At 37.0% G+C, this 19,836-nt stretch carries 17 protein-coding genes; all 17 read right to left on the bottom strand.

From position 1 onward, the window contains the following. Positions 1–34: 34 nt before the first annotated feature. The 17 genes from SCALIN_RS20585 to SCALIN_RS20505 all read right to left on the bottom strand — a co-directional run bounded on the left by SCALIN_RS20585 (position 35) and on the right by SCALIN_RS20505 (position 19,762). Positions 35–898 carry a class I SAM-dependent methyltransferase gene (locus tag SCALIN_RS20585; RefSeq protein ID WP_096896313.1) on the bottom strand — a complete coding sequence of 288 codons (864 nt, stop codon included), beginning with the start codon at positions 896–898 and terminating at the stop codon, positions 35–37. A 35-nt stretch (positions 899–933) separates the two neighbouring features. Continuing rightward, positions 934–1,584 (bottom strand): uridine kinase, encoded by a 651-nt coding sequence (gene udk / locus SCALIN_RS20580; protein ID WP_162532448.1) that lies wholly within the window; start codon positions 1,582–1,584, stop codon positions 934–936. 90 nt (positions 1,585–1,674) lie between these two features. Continuing rightward, on the bottom strand, positions 1,675–3,495 hold the full coding sequence (locus tag SCALIN_RS20575; RefSeq protein ID WP_162532447.1) for an LIC12162 family transferase: 1,821 nt from the start codon (positions 3,493–3,495) through the stop codon (positions 1,675–1,677). A gap of 3 nt (positions 3,496–3,498) precedes the next feature. Then, positions 3,499–4,500 (bottom strand): PseG/SpsG family protein, encoded by a 1,002-nt coding sequence (locus SCALIN_RS20570; RefSeq protein WP_096896310.1) that lies wholly within the window; start codon positions 4,498–4,500, stop codon positions 3,499–3,501. A gap of 2 nt (positions 4,501–4,502) precedes the next feature. After that, on the bottom strand, positions 4,503–5,513 hold the full coding sequence (locus SCALIN_RS20565) for an N-acetylneuraminate synthase family protein (protein WP_096896309.1): 1,011 nt from the start codon (positions 5,511–5,513) through the stop codon (positions 4,503–4,505). 108 nt (positions 5,514–5,621) lie between these two features. After that, positions 5,622–6,962 (bottom strand): B12-binding domain-containing radical SAM protein, encoded by a 1,341-nt coding sequence (locus SCALIN_RS20560; protein WP_096896308.1) that lies wholly within the window; start codon positions 6,960–6,962, stop codon positions 5,622–5,624. Positions 6,963–7,322: 360 nt separating this feature from the next. Next, positions 7,323–8,336: a radical SAM/SPASM domain-containing protein gene (locus SCALIN_RS20555; protein WP_096896307.1), complete on the bottom strand. Its 1,014-nt coding sequence runs from the start codon at positions 8,334–8,336 to the stop codon at positions 7,323–7,325. Between the two features lie 15 nt (positions 8,337–8,351). Then, a complete protein-coding gene (locus tag SCALIN_RS20550; protein WP_261341061.1) occupies positions 8,352–9,029 on the bottom strand; it encodes a cytidylyltransferase domain-containing protein in 678 nt (225 codons plus the stop codon). Positions 9,030–9,042: 13 nt separating this feature from the next. Beyond that, positions 9,043–10,341 (bottom strand): aspartate aminotransferase family protein, encoded by a 1,299-nt coding sequence (locus tag SCALIN_RS20545; protein ID WP_096896305.1) that lies wholly within the window; start codon positions 10,339–10,341, stop codon positions 9,043–9,045. 14 nt (positions 10,342–10,355) lie between these two features. Beyond that, entirely contained in the window at positions 10,356–11,360 is a 1,005-nt protein-coding gene (locus tag SCALIN_RS20540) for a radical SAM/SPASM domain-containing protein (RefSeq protein ID WP_096896304.1), read from the bottom strand. A gap of 12 nt (positions 11,361–11,372) precedes the next feature. Continuing rightward, on the bottom strand, positions 11,373–13,070 hold the full coding sequence (locus SCALIN_RS20535; RefSeq protein ID WP_096896303.1) for a carbamoyltransferase family protein: 1,698 nt from the start codon (positions 13,068–13,070) through the stop codon (positions 11,373–11,375). 17 nt (positions 13,071–13,087) lie between these two features. Next, positions 13,088–13,783, bottom strand: coding sequence for a WbqC family protein (locus SCALIN_RS20530; RefSeq protein ID WP_096896302.1), 696 nt, complete (start codon positions 13,781–13,783; stop codon positions 13,088–13,090). Positions 13,784–13,795: 12 nt separating this feature from the next. Continuing rightward, on the bottom strand, positions 13,796–14,425 hold the full coding sequence (locus tag SCALIN_RS20525) for a PIG-L deacetylase family protein (RefSeq protein WP_096896301.1): 630 nt from the start codon (positions 14,423–14,425) through the stop codon (positions 13,796–13,798). Between the two features lie 346 nt (positions 14,426–14,771). After that, positions 14,772–15,125 carry a MarR family EPS-associated transcriptional regulator gene (locus tag SCALIN_RS20520; protein WP_096896300.1) on the bottom strand — a complete coding sequence of 118 codons (354 nt, stop codon included), beginning with the start codon at positions 15,123–15,125 and terminating at the stop codon, positions 14,772–14,774. A 415-nt stretch (positions 15,126–15,540) separates the two neighbouring features. Beyond that, the gene (locus tag SCALIN_RS20515; RefSeq protein ID WP_096896299.1) at positions 15,541–16,542 is read right to left on the bottom strand and encodes an NAD-dependent epimerase; all 1,002 of its coding nucleotides are present in this window, start codon (positions 16,540–16,542) and stop codon (positions 15,541–15,543) included. A gap of 459 nt (positions 16,543–17,001) precedes the next feature. Further along, complete coding sequence (locus SCALIN_RS20510; RefSeq protein ID WP_096896298.1) at positions 17,002–18,156, bottom strand: tetratricopeptide repeat protein; 1,155 nt, start codon at positions 18,154–18,156, stop codon at positions 17,002–17,004. A 64-nt stretch (positions 18,157–18,220) separates the two neighbouring features. Next, the gene (locus tag SCALIN_RS20505; protein WP_096896297.1) at positions 18,221–19,762 is read right to left on the bottom strand and encodes an O-antigen ligase family protein; all 1,542 of its coding nucleotides are present in this window, start codon (positions 19,760–19,762) and stop codon (positions 18,221–18,223) included. Positions 19,763–19,836: the final 74 nt, after the last annotated feature.

The raw sequence follows: 19,836 nt of genomic DNA, 5'->3' as shown, positions 1-19,836 counted from the left end.
ACTCTAATAATTACTACTGAATAGCAGATATGGTCTAATCTACGTAATTTATATTTAGCTTCTCTAATTCAGCCGTACGATGTTGGTGGTCTATAGCCGCATTGTATCGAAATTTACTTTCTTCCACTTTCCTGGCTTCAATGACTAAACCAACAGCAAAAAGAGATGGGTATCGCTTCCAAAGATGAAATATTTTGTTACTCTTGGATAAGACATTGACAGGCGTTGGGCGTACAGCATGAAGGAGTTTTCTAAAACTGAGTTTTCGGTCCCTCTTCTGTTGGATAGTTTCTGTGCTGACAACTGTCTTCATTACTCCTTTGATTCTAATATGTCCAAATCCAGTTAACTGCATCATCTTCATAATCTGACGTTCACAATAATAACGAATATGTTCATCTACTATCATCCCATTACCATGAAAATCTGAAACCCCACCAGTAACCAGGTGATAATATCTATAGTAAAAGTAACCACTATTTGGTATCGTGACAACAATCTTACCATTCTTCTCAAGTACCCGATTTAGTTCTGCAAGTGCATGTACCGGATCAAAAAGGTGCTCTAAAACTTCAACAGCCATACATCCCTCAAATGAATTACTTTCCCAAGGCAAATTTTCACTATCGATGTTAACGACCCTTAAATCTACTTTGCCTGAAGCATGAACTTCTTTTTTTGCAATTTTAATGGCTTCTGCAGAGATGTCAGCACCTGCCTTCTGAGCAGATGAAGCCCTATTTAATAAAACACCGCAACCACACCCTAATTCGAGAAGAGATCTGCAATTCCCTACATATTCGATTGCCAACAAATCACGGTCTCTTATCTCCAACGTACGATTGGATTCTGCGCTTTTATGCCATTCATCATAAAATTTTTCAATACTATTTGTCATGATTGTTTAACTCCATTTATCTTGTCTATTGATTTCTAAATAGATCCTTCATTTGAAATAGCATTTATAGCCTGCAGCATCTGCCTTACAGACTCCTGCACTGGCATATCACCATGCAGAGAGAGATCCGCATGGTATTGTGTAGGTGCAATGTATTTTTCATACATAGGTAATACCGTCTTATAATACTGCTTTTTTACACTTAGATAAGAACGACCGCGGTATTGAACATCACGTTTAATTCGCCTTTGTAAGCAAATAACTGAATCTAAATTAATGAAAACCTTTAAATCATATAGTTTACTGATTTCAGACCAATACAGTGCAAAAAGGCCATCAACCAGAATCACCTTCCCCCTTGCTTGAATCTCTTCCCTGGAAACGGAGCGAGTATGAGTATGGAAATCATACAAAGGCATATAAACTACACCACCAGAAATGAGCACCTCCAGGTGCTCTCTAAACAACTCATAGTCGATGGCATCCGGATGGTCAAAGTTGGACCTATGACGTTCATTTAAGGACAAATAAGAGAGGTCCCTGTAGTAACAATCCATTGGAATGATCAAACAATGCTCAGCGGTTAACTGTGCACGCAAATGGTAACAAAGATGTCCTTTACCGGAACATGATCCTCCGGCAACTCCAACAACGCATAATATTTTTTCATTGTTTAAAATCTTCAAAATATGGCCTCAAGATAAATTAAAACAGTGTCGTCCGATTAGGTTGTAAGGATAAAAGAAACCACCAGATATAAGAAACAATTTATTCGGTTAACGTTTTTTCAGAGAATCTTCTCTATTTATATAACCCGGATTGTTAAGAATATTCTTAAATGTATCCACCCACTTTCCAAAACAATCTTTATCTATCATACATTGGGAGTTAATGAATTCCTTACGCGCCTGCTGTCGGTCTTTATGCATCCACCATCCCTTAACATCATCCCAGATCAAGTTTACCTTACTTGCTGCCTCTTTCGGATCATAAAAAAGAATCCCTGACTGAATTAAAATGTCGAAACTCCTTTCCGCACCTTTCCGGTTTGCATATTGGTTGTCCCAGAAAATTATTGTTGGTGTATTTACCACGAGGGCTTCCATAAAACTTGTGCCCTGATGATCACATATATACAGTTTGACACTTTTCAGCAACTCTATTAGTTTACCTTTTTGATTAATCTCTATTTCAGGATATTTTTTTATTAAATCCAGCTCCTTCTCCAACCAACCATACTGGTTGAAGTGTGGGCGATATAACAAATGCATTCGAACATCAGTGTCAAGACTTGAAATAAAAATTTTTTTGAAATCAAGGTACTTATATATCATGTGTGGCATACCAGGGTATTCTTGAAACCTCATAACATGCTTTGAAGTTGAATTTGACACAAATAAAGCCATTTCACTCTTTTGCTTATATGTATCCATCACCTTTGAATGTAGAGGTTGAGGAAGAGGCACTGTCTTTGCGCCTGGATAATGCGTATCCCTCCATCCCCAGGTAATGTAAAAATCGCACTGTCTCCGTTCCCAACACTCTACAAACACATTATTAAGTTGACCATATCCACCGCCATGTTGCTGAAAAACGATTCTCGCACCTTTGAGCCTGCCCAAAGATGCAGCATATTGAAAGACAATGCTAGACAACATAATGTTTCTTGAATGGTAAACTTTATAATTACTATACTTCTCAGCAGCATCTATGTATGAAAAACAATCTTCAAGAAAAATACGGGGCATAAGCAATGGCAGTAGACTGACAAGAATTTTTTCAAATCCATCTTCTGCTGTAATCGATAATAACTCTGCTCTATTCACAGATTTTGACTGTGTTTTTATTTTTCCACATACATGAAAATAAGATGCCTTCAATTTAATGGCAAATCCTATATTTGCAAAACCACTAAAAACAGGTTGATCAATTAAAACCATTTCACCCCTAATGACCCTTGACGGAAGAAGGCAAAGACATTTATTTATTGTTAAATTAACAATTTTGCTTAAAGTTGTTTTTAAAAAGACATTGTTCCTCTTACCTCCGCTATTCAAATCAGGATTAAGGCAATCTTCAAATCCTGCAACGGTAATACCCAGCTCTTTTGCTATTAAACCGTAAAGAGCAGAAACCTGCCGTTCGTCCTTCAAATATTCATAAGGAAATTTTGGAAAAGAGTCAAATGGTGTAATTTTAGTATTACAAGTCAGAAGTGTTATATTATCCCTACCATACCTCTTGATAGCACATTCAATTCTGTTATATTGATCATAAAGAATTTGTATGTAATAAAACAGCCAGGATCCAATAGGTAACTCCCAGAATCCAGCACCGTAATTCTGCCCATGAATCGTCTCTAATCTCTTGCCAATCTCCAAGGAAATATTCCAGTAAATTTTTTCAAGGTACACATGGACATCTACCAAGCTTTCATTGCTACTCCAAACTTCCGGCAAGACTTCAAAATCCCGAATTTTTAATCTTCTCTTTACAGCGTCAGTTATGCAAGCTTGTGAAAGAAAAACAACCTTGCGGTCAATACGGCCCTTGGGCAGGAGTGAGGTTCCACTAAGATAGTATTTCTTACAAATCACTATTTAATTTAGTAAATTCAAAATTCTCTCAAGGCCATGACTATCAACCAGACGTCGACTCGTTTTAAAAATTGATCTACGAAGATTTTTGTTTTCAGTATATATTCTCATGGCATTCATTATTTTTTCAGGGCTGGAAACATCCCAGAGACCAATATCAAAACTGCCTGTTAACCGTTCGTATTCTATAGATCTTAAAGCCTCAAATTCTATAGTAGGCACTACTATTAAAGGTCGCCCTAAACCAGCACATTCATATAACGTACGACCGGCAGCAGTAATAACAACATCTTGTTGACTTAGAAGTTCAATAAAATTGTCAGGATTTTTATAAATTTTTATATTTTTAAAATTTACAGTAAGATTAGAAACTTGTTCTTCATCAGTAAAAGCCGGCCCCATTACAACATGAACATTATAAGCGGTTAAACATTCTGTTAAGGAACTCAGGATCTTCAATGTTAATCCTGCCGGATCGGAACCACCCATTGTAATCATTACCTCTTTTACATTATCTCTTATGGGTATAATTTCAGGTAAACTCTCCGTAAAGAAAAACTTTGGACCCAGACATAATTTTGTACGATTAGTTAAATGAGGATACTTGGTAAATTCCTTAACAAAAGAATCGTTAATCAAAATATCAGGTACCCCTGTACAATTACCCAGAATATCAAAAACAACAGTTTGAACATGCCTCTCTCGTGTATAGTCAAAAAACATGTTATATTTAATTGAACGAAGATCAAAAACGACTTGTTTTGGAGAGTATTTTTCTAGAAAATTAATTAATGAATTATCGCTATCATCATCTACACCTATAGTTTCAACTTCATAACCTTGCTGTTTAACAAAGAAAACACCGTCCTGGTAATTTTTCATAATATAGATAATCTTGTTTTTTCTTGCCAAAACGGAAGCAAGAATAAGAGACCTATAAATATGACCAAAAGAGATTCCCCAAACCTTGCCACCATCTACTCTAAATAGTATGGTTTCTTTCATATTTAGTAAACATCCTTAAGGCTTATAGGATGCATTTTAGCAATATCTCCTTTTAACCTTCTCCCTCCTATATAAGGCCAATCAGTAACGCAGCTACCTTCTGTAGAAGGAGCATAAAACAGTACATTTTCTTTCTCTAAAACAGTTCCGGACTTCAGATTGGAAGCCGCATAAATTCCCCTACGTTTATATCGACGAGGTTCAAGCTCTTCTGGAGCAGGTTCCTTGCGACCATGCCCCATAGCACATTCTATGTCGCGAATATTGGAAACCAATATCTTCAGGTCAACAGGATCCACCGAGCACTTTTGATCAGGTCCAGGTAGTTTTCTGTCAATAGTAAAATGTTTTTCAATAATATTTGCCCCTAAAGCCACTGCGGCAAGAGGTATATGAATACCCTCCGTATGATCGGAAAAACCAACCGGGCAATTCAATATTTTTTTCATAGTTTGAATTGCTGATAAATTGCACGATTCCGGAAGTGACGGGTAACATGACACACAGTGCAGAACAATATAGTCATTATTTCCAGCCTCTTCAACCCACCTCACAGTGCGCAATACTTCTTCCATAGTGCTCATTCCAGAAGAAAGGATAATCGGTATTTCCAGGGACGCAGACTTCTGCACTAATTCCTTATAATTAAAATCCATGGCCGCAATTTTTATTAAGACAGGTTTCTGTTTTTTTATAAACTCCAGACTTAGGAATTCTTCAGGCGTCGAAAAGAGATTAATACCATTCTGCCCGGCAAAATCCCATATCTCCAGTTCCTTTTCATGGGGAAGCTCCGCATTAATGTCGTAATTAAATCCGGGGTGGCTTGGATGGAGAAATTTTTCAGTAATGAATGTTTGAATTTTAACTGCATCAGCACCTGATTCCCATGCCGCCGCAACCATCTCTTTTGCGAGGCTGACATCGCCGTTGTGATTAATTCCAATCTCAGCAATGACATAAACTGGATGGCAATCTCCTATTATTTTATTTCCTATATGTATAGATTTCATTGTGTAACTATCAATAATAAAGGTAAGATTGGATATTGTCTTAGTGGAACCCGCTGGATTGAATGATAATTATGCTTTTTTAGAAAATCAATAACTGATGTTAATTCTTCAATCATTATTATTTGCCTTATTTACACTTCCTGCATTGCTAATCATTTCAGTCCACTTAATTAGCTGATCGTCTGTGTAGTCTGTAAGATTAGTATATGGATACACATAAACTGGTCCCAGATTATCACAGTATTCGTCTTCATTTGTTATCAACCCCTTGGACCTCGCGATCTCATAAAGCACCGTGTCAGGAAAGAGAGTTAAAATCCCCGCATTTATATTTTTTACGCCAACATCCTGGATAAACTCTAAAGACTGTTCAATTGTTTTGTGTGATTCACTTGGCATACCAATTATAAAAGATGCATGTGTATCGAGTTCTGAAGGAAGCATTTTCAGATTTGCTCTGGCTCGATCCAGGTTAAGCTTCTTGTCCATTTCCTTGTGAATTAACATTGATCCAGATTCTATACCAAAAGAGATATCATATAAACCTACTTCTACCAGTGCAGATGCTAAGGAAGGATCTAAACGATCAGCTCTACCCTGAAATCGCCACTTAAATTTAATATCGCACTCTTTTAAAACATTATAGAATTCCCATATTTGTTTCTCTGTATTAAGAAAATTGTCATCTACAAAATTAAATCGATTTACTCCGTAAGATTTGTAGAAATCAATCATCTCATTTAATACGGATTCTGCGGACTTCATTGTAATTTTCCTGCCAAAAACAAGCTTACAATATACACAACTCCCAAAACAACCACGACTTGTACAAAGTTCCCAACAACGATTTGTTGAATTTACGTAATCAACATATGTCTGTGTTTCAAACAAATCATACGCAAGATATGGCTGATTATCTAAATTCTTTAATCGTGACCGAGCATCTGTCTGAATAATTCTCTGCCCACGCTTGAAACATATACCCTTGACCTTGGATAGGTCATCATTCGAATCAAGACATGCCATCAAATCTATAATTGTGTCTTCTCCTTCTCCAATCACGCAAATAACTTGTTCATCATCACCTTTAGTATTTTTTAATATCAGGTGAGGTATTGTAGAAGCCATCGGCCCACCAATAATAATCTTGCATGAAGAAAACGTTTCATTATGATTATTAATAAATTTTTTAAGATAACGATACTGATAGTTCCCTAAAAAAAGAGATAAAAGCACGCAATCAACTGAATGGTCAGAGATAAAAGCAAATACATCTTCGTCTTTTAAATTTGCAACATAATTATCAATTGTAAAAAGATTGTCATTTCTGTGTTTCTTAATCTCTGCCGCAATGATTGCCAAACCTGTTGGAAATTGAAGTGGTTTCATGTTTTCTTGAGTGTGGTCTTCACCATAGTCCCAATGCAAATTTGCAAATAAAATATTCACAATCCTTCTCCTCCCGATTTAATGCTTATCTGCTCAGTAGTCAGCTTGTAACATTGTTGATAGAAAAGGACAACCATTGTTTTTCCTTTTGATTGAATCTGTCTATACATTCCCATCATCCTTACAGGCTTATTTTAACAGCCTGACCGCTATATATGCTCTTTTGTTAAAATGTTGAATCAGTCTCGATTAAATTTGTAACCGTAAATTCAATAGTATTTATTTAAAGGATTTTTCAAAATACCAAGATATAAACCCGGCAAATATTATCACCACTGTAATAGAAAAACCAGGTTTCTTTCACCCTGCATTATGGTCGACACTCATATTCTCAAGCAAATTTCCGAACAAAAGGGTTGCCTATTGTTCACCCTCCGGTTTGTTACCAATCTGTTCTGTGGATGGTCTATGACACCTTTTACAACAAGGAATAGACATTCTTTTCCTGTTTCTCTGTATCTGCCTATAGTTCTCCATCTTCCTTCCTTCCCAAACTTCTTTAATAGTTTGTTTTCTTAAATCTCCTATAGCTGTAGCACCATTCCAGTCTGATATACATAGAGGTATTTCCCCATTCCACATAATGGTTATACGCTGCCAGGGGTATTGACAGATAAAATCATTATCCTGAGGTACATCACTCAATGAGTAGTCATTCTCTGGGTCGAAATCAATTTTGTCTGTAAAATCTTTGAAATGATTATAATAGGCTGTTGGGTCTTGTTTTATATACGTCCAGATAGCCTGAATTTTTATACGAGGAAACCCACCACCAATACGATTTTTAAGATTATAAAAATCTCGAAGTTTTTCTGTAATTTCTTCATATGTGTTCGGTTTACGTAACTTATTATAATGCTCTTCCAAACCATCAACCGATACGGTAATGTAATCCAAACCAGCCCTTATCAAGCCCTCTGTAAGATCACCTTCAAGCAATCGTCCATTTGATATAAACGACACCTCTTTAATGCCCTTTTTTTTAGCGTATTCAACCATCTTAACGAGATTAGGATTAAGTGTAGACTCTCCCCTCCAACTTAGTCTTATTGAATACAAACCATTATCGGCGCACTCATCAATCCCCTTTTTATAAAGATCAAATTCCATATCACCATAATTTTTCTTATCAATATGGGGCCTGAAGCACATCGGACATTTCAAGTTACAATTAAAACTTGCTTCAAAATCTACATGAAGTGGAAATGGAGAAACGTAAGACCATTTGGGATAACTAAACCACTGAAAACGATTGACACAGTAGTCCGCAAAATGACGTCTGCGCTCATCCCATAGACGCTCACGTTCATATGAATCAAGAGAAAATTGATGATGATTAATTTTCATTTCCTTTTGAGCTTCATTTATACTCATAAAATCTGTCCTTTATTATTTGATTAGTACGTTAATCAATTCTTTAAATGTAAACTGAAACGGTAACCCTTTTTCCTTAAAAAAAGAGCGAATCTGCTCTAATTCCTGATGCGTGTCGACAGAAAGTTTAAAACGGGAGTAATCCACTCCTAAATTGTGATTATAGTAACGAATTCTATATTGGGATGGTCGATCTAAGAAAAAATAATTAATATGTTCACGTTCCTTCTGTTTCGCCGCATTTCTGGCAGCATCCTCCAGTATTTCCCGGCTGAAGATCTCCACATCCATGCCCTCTGGAAAATTTGTAAATTGCCTGTTGCTCAAGTAGTCTATCTTCGTGCTATTATTCAAATAATATTTAATCATTTCATCAACAACCTCCGGAATAATCAGTGGGCAATCGGAGGTAATACGAACAACAATATCAATACCATACCGCTCTATTACTTGGTAAAATCGGTCGAGACAATCTGCTTCGCTCCCACGGAAATAGTGGTATCCACTATCCTTCACCCACTCCTCAAGTTCGTCATCTTTGTTATTTGTTGTGGTAGCTACGATAATCTTGTCAGCTTGCTTACCGCTCGACAAACGCTTTAAAAGATACCCCAGGATGCTATACCCTTCTACAACCTCCATTAATACCTTTTTAGGCAACCGTGTTGACCCCATCCTTGCCTGAACAACAATTCCGACTTGTGGTTTAGTATCTCTTGAAAACGTCAGTTGAGATTTCCCCCTTTAACAACGACTGCAGATTACCCCGATCCAGCGCCTCCCTGATAAGCGCAAAAGCATCAGAAGCTATATCAACAGAGTGTTCGATATCATTCTCTGTGTGAGAAAAAGAGATGAATTGACCGTATCCCAGGAACACTCCTTTTTCGAGACACTCCTGTCTAAAAAGAGTTTCTATCATTTTACCGGAACAATCTCCAACATCATCAAATAGCAAGAAGGTCTTGTGAGGCATACCCTCGCATACCGCACTCACATTATTTTTTTTTATCACTTCATTAAGACCATCTTTCAGTTTTTTCCCAAGCAAGAGGATATAATCGTTTACTTTCTTTTTTTTCAAAATCTCTAATGTCTTGATAGAAGCAGTAATAGACAACAAGTCTCCCCCATATGTGGATGAAATAAAAACGTTATCCTCAACAGCGTTCATAATATCTCTATTGCCAACAAGTACGGATATGGGGTAGCCGTTAGCCATAGACTTGCCAAAAGTACTCAGGTCTGGTGTAACAGAAAAATACGATTGGGCACCTCCCAAATCAAGTCTGAAACCCGTGATTATCTCATCAAAAATCAGTAATGCCCCATTTTTTCTTGCCAGCGCCGCAACATTCTCTAAAAAATTGTTCTCAGGCTGGTACATCCCTACTGGCTCTAATATTACAGCTGCAACCTTGCCCGGATTCCGGTCAAAAACTCTTTGTAAAGAGTCTAAGTCATTATACTTGAACTCCGATACCAAATCTTTTAATGAGGCCGGAACACCGTGATTGCGTGTCGTCCTTATAACTGTCCAGTCGTGCCATCCATGATAGCCGCAAACAGCAACAACCTCTTTCCCGGTATAGGCCCTTGCAATACGAACGGCTGCTGATGTTGCTTCAGATCCACTTTTTAATAATTTAACCTTTTCCGCTGAAGGTATTATATCGCACAATAGTTCAGCCAGTTCTATTTCCAGCCTGTTTGACAGGGAGTACAGAAATCCTTTAGATATCTGCTCTTTCACAGCATCGTCTACTTCATCAAAAGCATAGCCCAGCACTATTGGCCCTAATGCCATAGGATAGTCGATGTAACGGTTGCCATCGTAATCCCACATATATGCGCCTTTTGCTTTATCTATGTATGTGGGACAACTCCCGAATGTTATGTATTTGGGAGACTTAGAAAGGGTCTGGACCCCGTTTAGAAACAGACTTTCTGCTTTCTCCCAGAGTTCATATGATTTACGATATTTGTTATTCTGTTTGTTTGACATATTATAGATATTATCTAAAGATAAAATTCCTTTCTTTCAGTAAGCCACTCTGTCAAATCACCAATTGATACCCATACAACACAGTCTTTACAAACATGATATTTATCATAACACTTATCAATCTGGGACTTCCTGGCATCCTTTAACTCACGCGAATTCCATATCTCGTGAATTGATTGGTTTTTTGCATCACCTATTTTTATCTCCGTATTCCAGTCAACAGAGCAAACTGTCGATTCTCCATTCCAGTTTATAACCAATGCATACCACATGATAACACAAGGATATCTCACCGGAGAAGCCTCATCAGTCACAGCTACCCCTCCTATCTCCCCACTCCAGGAATGTATCCCAGTTACCTGAACTTCATCAGCTATACCATTCCATTTTTTAAAAAACTCTCTAATTTCGTCCTTTGAAATTTCATCAAACTCCATAATCTTTACACGAACAAAAGGACGATCTAATCTCATTTTTTCCCTCTTATCAAAAAATGAACGTACCTGCCTTTCAACCCTTTCAAGGCAATCAGCAGCCTTATGTTTATGGAATGTTTCTGGCCTTGCAGCATCGATGCTGACGGTAATATCGTCGATGCCTGAATCCAGAAGCTCATCAATCATCCTGTCCGTCCAGCAGATAGCATTCGTATTCATATGAATCGTCTTAGCCATATCCCTCTTTTTAGCATAGCGGATCATATCTATAAATCTGGGGTGTAAAAATGACTCACCATCCTTATGGAGGTTAAGGATAATCAGCTTTTCGTACTCAGAAGCTTCATCAATTATCCTGGTGTACATATCCCAGTCCATTATACCTATCCCCTTATCCGCACGCTCTCTTGGACAATACACGCAAGCAAGATTACATTTGTTAGTAGGTTCAATGTTGAGGATATTCGGGAAGTCAACATTAACAACCCTTTTTATTGTAGAAGGTTTTAAACATGTAAGCGTACCTTCCACATAGTCTTCATTTAACACTTTATAATATTCTTCTGTCGGTCCTCTTCCCATTTTATTTCCGAATTATTTAGATTTTACAATACGATAATTGCCCATATAAAGTTCATGAATACCCGTCCCATAGAATGTACGAACAGCCTCTTTTGGCGAGCAGACGATTGGCTCATCATTATCGTTAAAGGAAGTATCTAGTACTACTGCAACACCTGTAATTTTTCGAAATTCATCAATCAACTTCCAGTAACGTTTATTGGCAACCTTGGTTACAGTTTGAAGGCGTCCGGTACCATCATTATGCACGACAGCCGGAATAACATCATGCTTATCCTTACGAACAGGGTAAACCATCTGCATAAAAGGACTGTGGTGATCTATTTCAAAATAATCACCTTGATACTCTTCCATAACAGACGGTGCAAATGGACGATACCATTCACGGTGCTTAATTAACCCATTAATCTTGTCCTTCATCTTCGGGTCCCTGGGATCCGCAAGGAGAGAACGGTTACCCAAGGCACGCTGACCATGTTCCATTCTACCCTGGAACCAGCCTATAACCTTATTATCCGCAATAGATTTAGCCGCTTCACTCTCAGGGTTTTCAAGATACTCATAGGAAACAAGTGAATTGTCAAGAACACTCTTAATCTCGTCATCAGAGAAACCTGGCCCCCAATAATCATGCTCCATTATAAAACTACGGTCATTACCAAGAACCTGATTCCAATAATAGAAGCAAGCCCCCAGGGAGCAACCGGCATCATCAGCACTCGGCTGTACCCAAACTTTGGAGAAAGGTGACTCATCAAGTATACGACCGTTCATTTTACTGTTCATCGCTACCCCACCCGAAAAGCAAAGATTATCCATATCTGTCTTTTCTGCCAGATAAGTACACATATCCAGCACTACATCCTCTATCCTCTTTTGAAAACTTGCCGCAATATTCATGTGCCTATCCGTAATTTCATCATTTGGATATCTTTCCGGACCGAACATATTAATGAAAACATCCGTATAACGCCTGGGAGTCCATATGTAATATGAAAACAGGTCAAGGTTAACGCGTAGCTCCCCAACATCCTTGTCAAAGCGAATAACTTTTGCAAAACGATCATAGTAATCCTGATTTCCATAGGCAGCTAATCCCATAACCTTCCACTCGTCACTGTTTGCCCTATATCCAAGGAATTGTGTAACTGCGGCATAAACATGTCCCATTGAATGAGGAAAAAGGGTTTTGCCTACAGGTTCAAGCTTATTGCCTTCCCCAATAAAAAACTTGTGCGTAATATCATCACCATAACCGTCAATTGTCATAATTGCCGCTTTCTCATAAGGCGACACAAAAAAAGCCCCGGCAGCATGTGAGTGGTGATGCGGAACGAAACGGATACTCAACTCACCTTCATTGAATTCGATTTTTTCATCAATGGACGCAATCCTCTTATTACTTTTATCGCCCCCTATATGTCTAAGTAAATTGTTAGGAATGTAATGAAGAAAATGCTTATGATCTCTAACAGCAGCAGAAGAACACTGTGGTTCGAGTTCATGTCCGGGGTTCCATGCAAAAACAATATAGTCCAATTCTTTTATCCCTATACCAGCAGTACTCAGACAATAATCAACCGCTTTCGTAGGATATGAATCAGAAAATTTAATTCTGTCAAACCGTTCTTCCCTGGCAGCTGCAATTAACTCACCATCTTTAATTATGGCAGCCGCAGAATTAGAATCGTTTAAACCTAAAATATACATATATCAGTCTCCCTCCATTAAGTCGGTTTCATTATAATCCCTAAGCTCTTTGACCCATAATTAAATAACAAATCCAATATCGACATATAAGGTGTAAATTGCTGACACAGTTGTTTATAAACAGGGGGCTGATAGTCTAACCACTCAATTACAATACCGTTCTTATCGAAATTTTCCACATTCAGATAATCCTTACCGGAAGCTCCACATAGGTAGGTATTGGCGTTATTAACCAGGCAAATTTTTAAAATAAGGTCAGAACCTTCTGAACTGCCTACATCCATACTGGATGAAAAGAGCATAGGAACGGTAATATCCAACTTTTTTCTAATAAAATTTATTATTTCCATATTCAGATCAATTAATTTATCGTATTCTCTATCGTCAAGTAATGACACAAAATCATGATAATATTCTTCAAAGTATGGCGCACTTCTGTAACAATGCTGAATCTTTGTTAACATTTTGCTTTTCCACTTCTGGTCATTATCAATTTCAACCTCATTAATTGATTGAGTATATTTCCCTTTCGTTTTTACAGGTACATTTATCCAACTAGTATCCCCCGATTGAAAAACAATCTTATTCCTGTTTTCAAAATATCGCTTTTTAAACTGTACGTGATCAAACACAACATATAAATCAGCCAGTATCATTTTATAGAAAAAACCTAACCAAGGTAGAAATTCAGGTTGATGAATTGCTATTTTCATGATAACTCTAGCTCATTTCCAAAACATTTTTACAAAATGGAAGGTTTCGGCAAACTGGACACCAACCTTAGCACCAGATGCAAAATTTTGTTTCTTTACAAAGTCTATCCATGAGTAATTTACCTTTTTCATTTCCGACTCATAAACACGTATAAGATCCATCTTTTGTTCCATAAATGGAGAAATATCAACATAAAAATTATCTTCTTGCGTACCATCAGTCATATACCAATTACTTCGATATAACAAAATTTCATCATACTTTCGACATGCACGTAAAGATACATAACCCACCGCTGCATGATCTGCATGAGAATCACCGGGTCTATGTGTATAGACACGATCAGGCTTAATTTTACTGACAATATGTTCCACTTCTAAAACAAATTTCTCTGTGGGGACTAAAACTGTAGGCTCTTTGTCGCAGCAAATTAAAGAAGCACCTAACATCTTAGCACATTTTTCACCTTCTTGTTTTGCCTGATCTTTTAAGCGAACAGAATTAGTTGTTGGACTTTCATAACCTGAGTGAGTTATCACAATTATGGAAATATCATCCCCCCTCTCTTTATGTTTGAGTAGAGTACCCCCACATCCTAATTCGACATCGTCAAAATGAGCGCCTATTGCTAAAATTTTCATAAAACCAGAATAATAAACCTATATTACGATATTCCCAATCATCAAGAAAAAAACAAGTTTTTCATTTTAAATCTATTAGTGTAACATTTCAACAAACACCTGACAATTAACGACGTTGAAGACCTTATACCTTTTGCAAAGAAACCCATGACGCTCAATGGCAATACTGCAGAACTCTCAAAAGAGCAGGAATCTGTAACGTTGCAATAACTTCTGCTTTTGTCTCACAAACAAAGTGCTTTCCTATTAATATAGCTCGATACCAGCCGCTACATTTAAAAGAGTAAAGACAGCCCTGAGTTTAAAAAAAACAAAAATCATGAGTAGCACTACATCCTATAACCAATTAACATATCTTATTATTATTCCTTTTCTCTCCAGCATTATCTAATTCAATTGAAAGAATCTGAATTTCCTCTTGAAGCCTATCGTACTCATTCAATTTTTGCTTTAAAAATATTCTCGTTATTTCAGTTTTCTGCTGTATTCCTTTTGGTGTAAGGAGATACAGATACCCAGCCTTTTTACTTGATTTTTTAAATCTTTCCAGTTTGATGGTCCCTCTCTTTGTGAGTGTTTTAATGAGATAGTTAACCTTCCCCAAACTAAAATCAAGTTTTTTCACCAGTTCCCGCTGAGTCGAATCAGGATTATCTTGAATATGATTAAGCAATTTTACTGTTTCTTCAAGATATTTCATTAATCCGTTTAAGAAGGCACAAAAAATAAAAAGTAAAGAGATAAATTAAGGGATTTATCTCTTTATCCAGAGAGCCAGATGCCTGAAACCCAGAGCCTTGAAGTTTACAAAGCTCCGCCCTCTCAGTTACGTAATACCTGGAGCCAGGCAGAACTGTCCCTGTTTATTTGTTCAATACATGAACGCATGTTTATTCTATTATCGCGACATGTCATAGTCAAGGAGAAAACCGGGATAGTTGATTCGTTGAACCGGTAAACATGAGGCAAGACAAAAGCACTAGAAAAAACGCTTGATACACAAAAAAACATACTACTGACACAAAGCACACATTATGCAAAGGAAATAGCACAAAGTAAATTTGCTATTGGCAAATACTTAAATCTATTTTGTACACATCGGAAGATTCACTTTATTAATAATACTCCCAATACCATTCCACAAACTTCTTAATCCCTTCCTCAATTTGAACGGAAGGTTTAAAACCAATATCGTTAGTCAATTCATCTACATCAGCATATGTACCTGGCACATCACCAGGTTGCAGTGGTAGAAGATTTTTCTCTGCCTTCCGCCCAAGACAATCCTCTAATACCTCAATAAACTTTATGAGTTCAACAGGATTATTATTTCCAATATTGTACAATTTATACGGAGCATAACTTGTCGCGGAGTCAGGTTCATCACCGTTCCAACTCGGATTTGGCTCCGGTACCTTTTCGATTAACCTGGTAACACCTTCCACAATATCATCTATATAAGTAAAATCCCTCTTCATCTTTCCGTAGTTGAACACATCAATAGGTTTACCTTCCAATATTGCCCTGGTAAACAAAAACGGGGCCATATCAGGCCTCCCATACGGACCATATACAGTAAAAAATCTTAGTCCCGTACACGGTACTTTGTACAAACTCGAATAAGTATGGGCCATAAGTTCATTTGCCTTTTTTGTAGCTGCATAAAGGGAAACGGGATGGTCTACATTATGGTGAACTGAAAATGGCATTTTTGTATTAGCCCCATAAACGGAGCTTGAAGAGGCAAAAACAAGATGTTTGATATCATTGTACCTGCACCCTTCCAGTATATTTAAGAAGCCAACAATATTACAGTCAACATAAGCATGAGGATTAGAGAGTGAATACCTTACTCCGGGTTGAGCAGCCAGATGCACAACATAATCAAACTTATTTACCGTAAATAACTGTTCAACCCCTTCACGATCCACCAAATCTAATTTACAAAAAGTAAAGCCCGGATCTCCTTTAAGTTCATTCAGCCTGGCATTTTTCAGATTGACATCATAATACTCGCTGAGGCAGTCAACCCCAACAACGCTTTTCCCTTGCTCAAGCAAACGCCTGGATAAATGATAACCTATGAAACCTGCAGCACCTGTTATTAAATATGTCATTGTGTTCTTTCTTGGGGATGATGAAATGTTTATAATTCTCTTGGCTTTAATGAAAATTTTTTATGTATTCTATGTGTTTGCCACTGTTTGTCAAGGGGCAATTGCTATCTACCAACAGATAATATAAGAACCAGAAACGATATTTTTATCGAGTATCCGAAGACTCATTTATATTTTTTTCTACTTAGTTTTTGTTGCTGAAAGAAAAAAATAGTTGTATCTCTCCAGCGCAGTTTTTATCATACCCTTTTCATAAGGAAATTGTAAAATTATATATATTTCGTCCATGAATTAATGGTTATTTACTATTTTCTTGATTCTTTTTTTATAATTGGAGCACTTTATCCAGTTTGTATGTACCTTTCACTGTGCATAATCTCATTTGCACTCTTTACCGTTTAATGAATATTATCTTTCTTGCCAAAGAATGCAGTAACCTGATTACTAACTGGATATAATCTATAATTTGCTTTTAATGGCTCTACTGAGTAGTTCACTTGCCTCTTTATGGCCTGGTTTTAGTTTTAAAACCTCTGTATATTCATGAATAGCCTTCTCACTTTTTTTTACAGCTTCATATGATTTAGCAAGAAACAAATGTCCATTTACATGATCAGGTTTCAGGGTTGTCACCTTTTCCAAAACATTAATCGCCTCATTGAACATGTTTTGTTGATAATGTCCTTGACCCAACCAGTAAAATGCTTCATAACTATTTCTGTCGAAAATAGTAATCCTTTCAAGAAGCTTTCTGATTTCATCCCATCTTGATAAGAAAACACGATTTTTTGCCCCTATAATGTGTTTAACCACACTAAAAAGAGTTGTAAAATCCTGTTTAATAAAATAGCTGTTTATTAATCTAATACTACTTTCTGAATGTCTATAATTTTCAATTGCTTTATTAAGCTTACATGTCATCATATACAAATCGCCAAGGTTTCTGTATGTTCTCCGACTCTTTGGAATACCTAACCGCAGTACCTCACCCCATTCCCTTTCAGCAATATTTATAAATGTCTTAGTCATAATTCCGTCAATCAAACGCTCTTCATAAAAGGGAATCGTCTGCTCCGGATTATTGTACATCTTTACAAGGAAGTCCAAATCTTCAATCCTGAAAACACTCTGTGCACGATAGAGGGACCACCTTGCATAAATCTTGTGAATAAGAGCGTCTGTTCTTGACAAAGTTGTTGATCTTTCAAAATAGTTGATCGCCATGCCAGCATCTCCCTGATTACCAACCACACGCGCATATTCTGCCAGATAGTAGCTATTGCCAGGCTGTAGCAAGATTGCCCTGGTTAGAAATTGCTCTGCTTTCTTGAATATTTCCAACTGTTCCTCAAGAGAATCAGCGGTAAACGCTTTATTGTGATAATATTTCCCCAGTTGATAAAAAGTATCTGATTTAGATGGAATAAACTTTGCCGTTTTGTCTTCCAGAATGGCAATACTATCCTCATCTCTCTGAGGCAAACCTTCCCATTTATGATAGTATAGATTGCCAGCAAAATTTTTAACAACAAAGACAGACACTAATATTGTAAGAACAATAAGAAAGAAAGTGAGAAATATCTCTGGCCTGAGTATTGATTTTGTCCTAAGCATCTTAAAATTATCATAAACAACAGTAAAAGAAATGTCTATAAGGAGATCAGGAGACTATTAATTACTAATTCTCATTATAACTACTTTCCCGATTGACAGCGTTCCATGTAAGGCCAAGAAGAAAAGAGAGGAAAAGAGCATTGGCCGGAATATGCAGATTAAAATCCGTAACACTGTGGCAAAGGATCGCAATAATCCCGCAAAATCCTCCGAGTGTAACACCTTTAGCAAAAGAGTCTCCCCTTTCCCACCATCTAACCAATATCTTCCTGATAAATATGATAATACTGCCTATTATTAAAATAAACCCTATAAGACCGCTATCTGATAAAAGTTCGACATAATCATTATGTGCATGGTCATAAAATTGTTGCCTCTCCAGGGTTTTATATTTCGGAAAAAGGTGCTGAAAGGTACCAAGCCCAGACCCAAGAAGAGGAAAATCTTTGGTCATATCAATTGTATCTTGAAAGACTTGATTCCTGTCAGGTGACGAAATATCAGACAATCTTTCCATGACAGGACCAATACCAAGCCAAACAAGAAGTATAAAAGCCAGAAACAACGTAATGATCGTTACCTTGCGTCCTTTACTTATAATACTCCTGGTTTTTCTACTGAGACTGATAATGGTCACAAACACAACTATTGTAACAGCAAATGACAATATGCCTCCACGTGACAGCGAAAGGAATAAAGCAGAAACCATAATCATAATGGCGAATACCAATAAACCGTTACCAAGAATATGAGATTCAAATTCTGTAAAAATTACTCGCCATGTCATAGTCTTATGAAATGTAATACTCCCAAATCTGGAGATCAGCAAACCCAAAGAGAGTGGTATTACCATTATTATATAACCGGCAAAATGGTTACGATTTATAAAAGAACCAAAAAAGCTCGGACCAGGTGAATCTAATAACCAGTATATCTTATCAGCACCAGCAAATTTCTGTAAAATACCCAGAAAAGAGACAAAGAATCCTACACCCATAATAATAAGCAAAAAACGATCTATTCTTAAACCTGGTGTATTCGTAACAAGGAAAAACATGCCTATATATGCAAGGATCATGATAAACTCTGATTTAGTAGCGTAGTGATAGATAGTGATTGGCAACCAATCACTGATTTCAGACCGCTGAGTTTGGATGTCAGGTTGCTCATTGGAGATTGGTAATTTTGTAGGTGAAATTTCTAAGTTCTGGTTGCGGGTTGCCGGTAACGGGTTGCTGTTTTGATATAGATAATACGTATTGGCACTTAGCAGTTTGAGAGCACCCGGCGGAAGCGGTATAAGCTGAAGTATAATAAGACCAACAAACAATATAATTGGAATATTCAGAGGAGTTTTTACAAAACCGAAGCGATTGATAATTATAGAGTTTGGAATTCGGAGATCAGAGTTTGCATTTATCGCAATTATAATCCGCTTAAGTAACCATATTATTACTAAAACGAATATTGTTATCTCTATTATCGTGTAGACCCAAAGGTGCAGAAGACCATACCTTGTTGGTAACGCAAGTGGTGTAAATACTAAAAGAAAGATAATACCCCACTCTATGACTCTATCGGCAATTAAAGGAAATCTTGTTAACATTAGTTATTCGTTCACGGTCAGTTAAAGTTGATGTGAAACAAAATTACGGCTACGCTGTCATATGACTTACATCT

It is taken from the genome of Candidatus Scalindua japonica (assembly GCF_002443295.1).
GTDB lineage: Bacteria > Planctomycetota > Brocadiia > Brocadiales > Scalinduaceae > Scalindua > Scalindua japonica.
The sequence above is the reverse complement of the archived record's forward strand: the minus strand, read 5'-3'. Positions and strand labels throughout refer to the sequence as shown.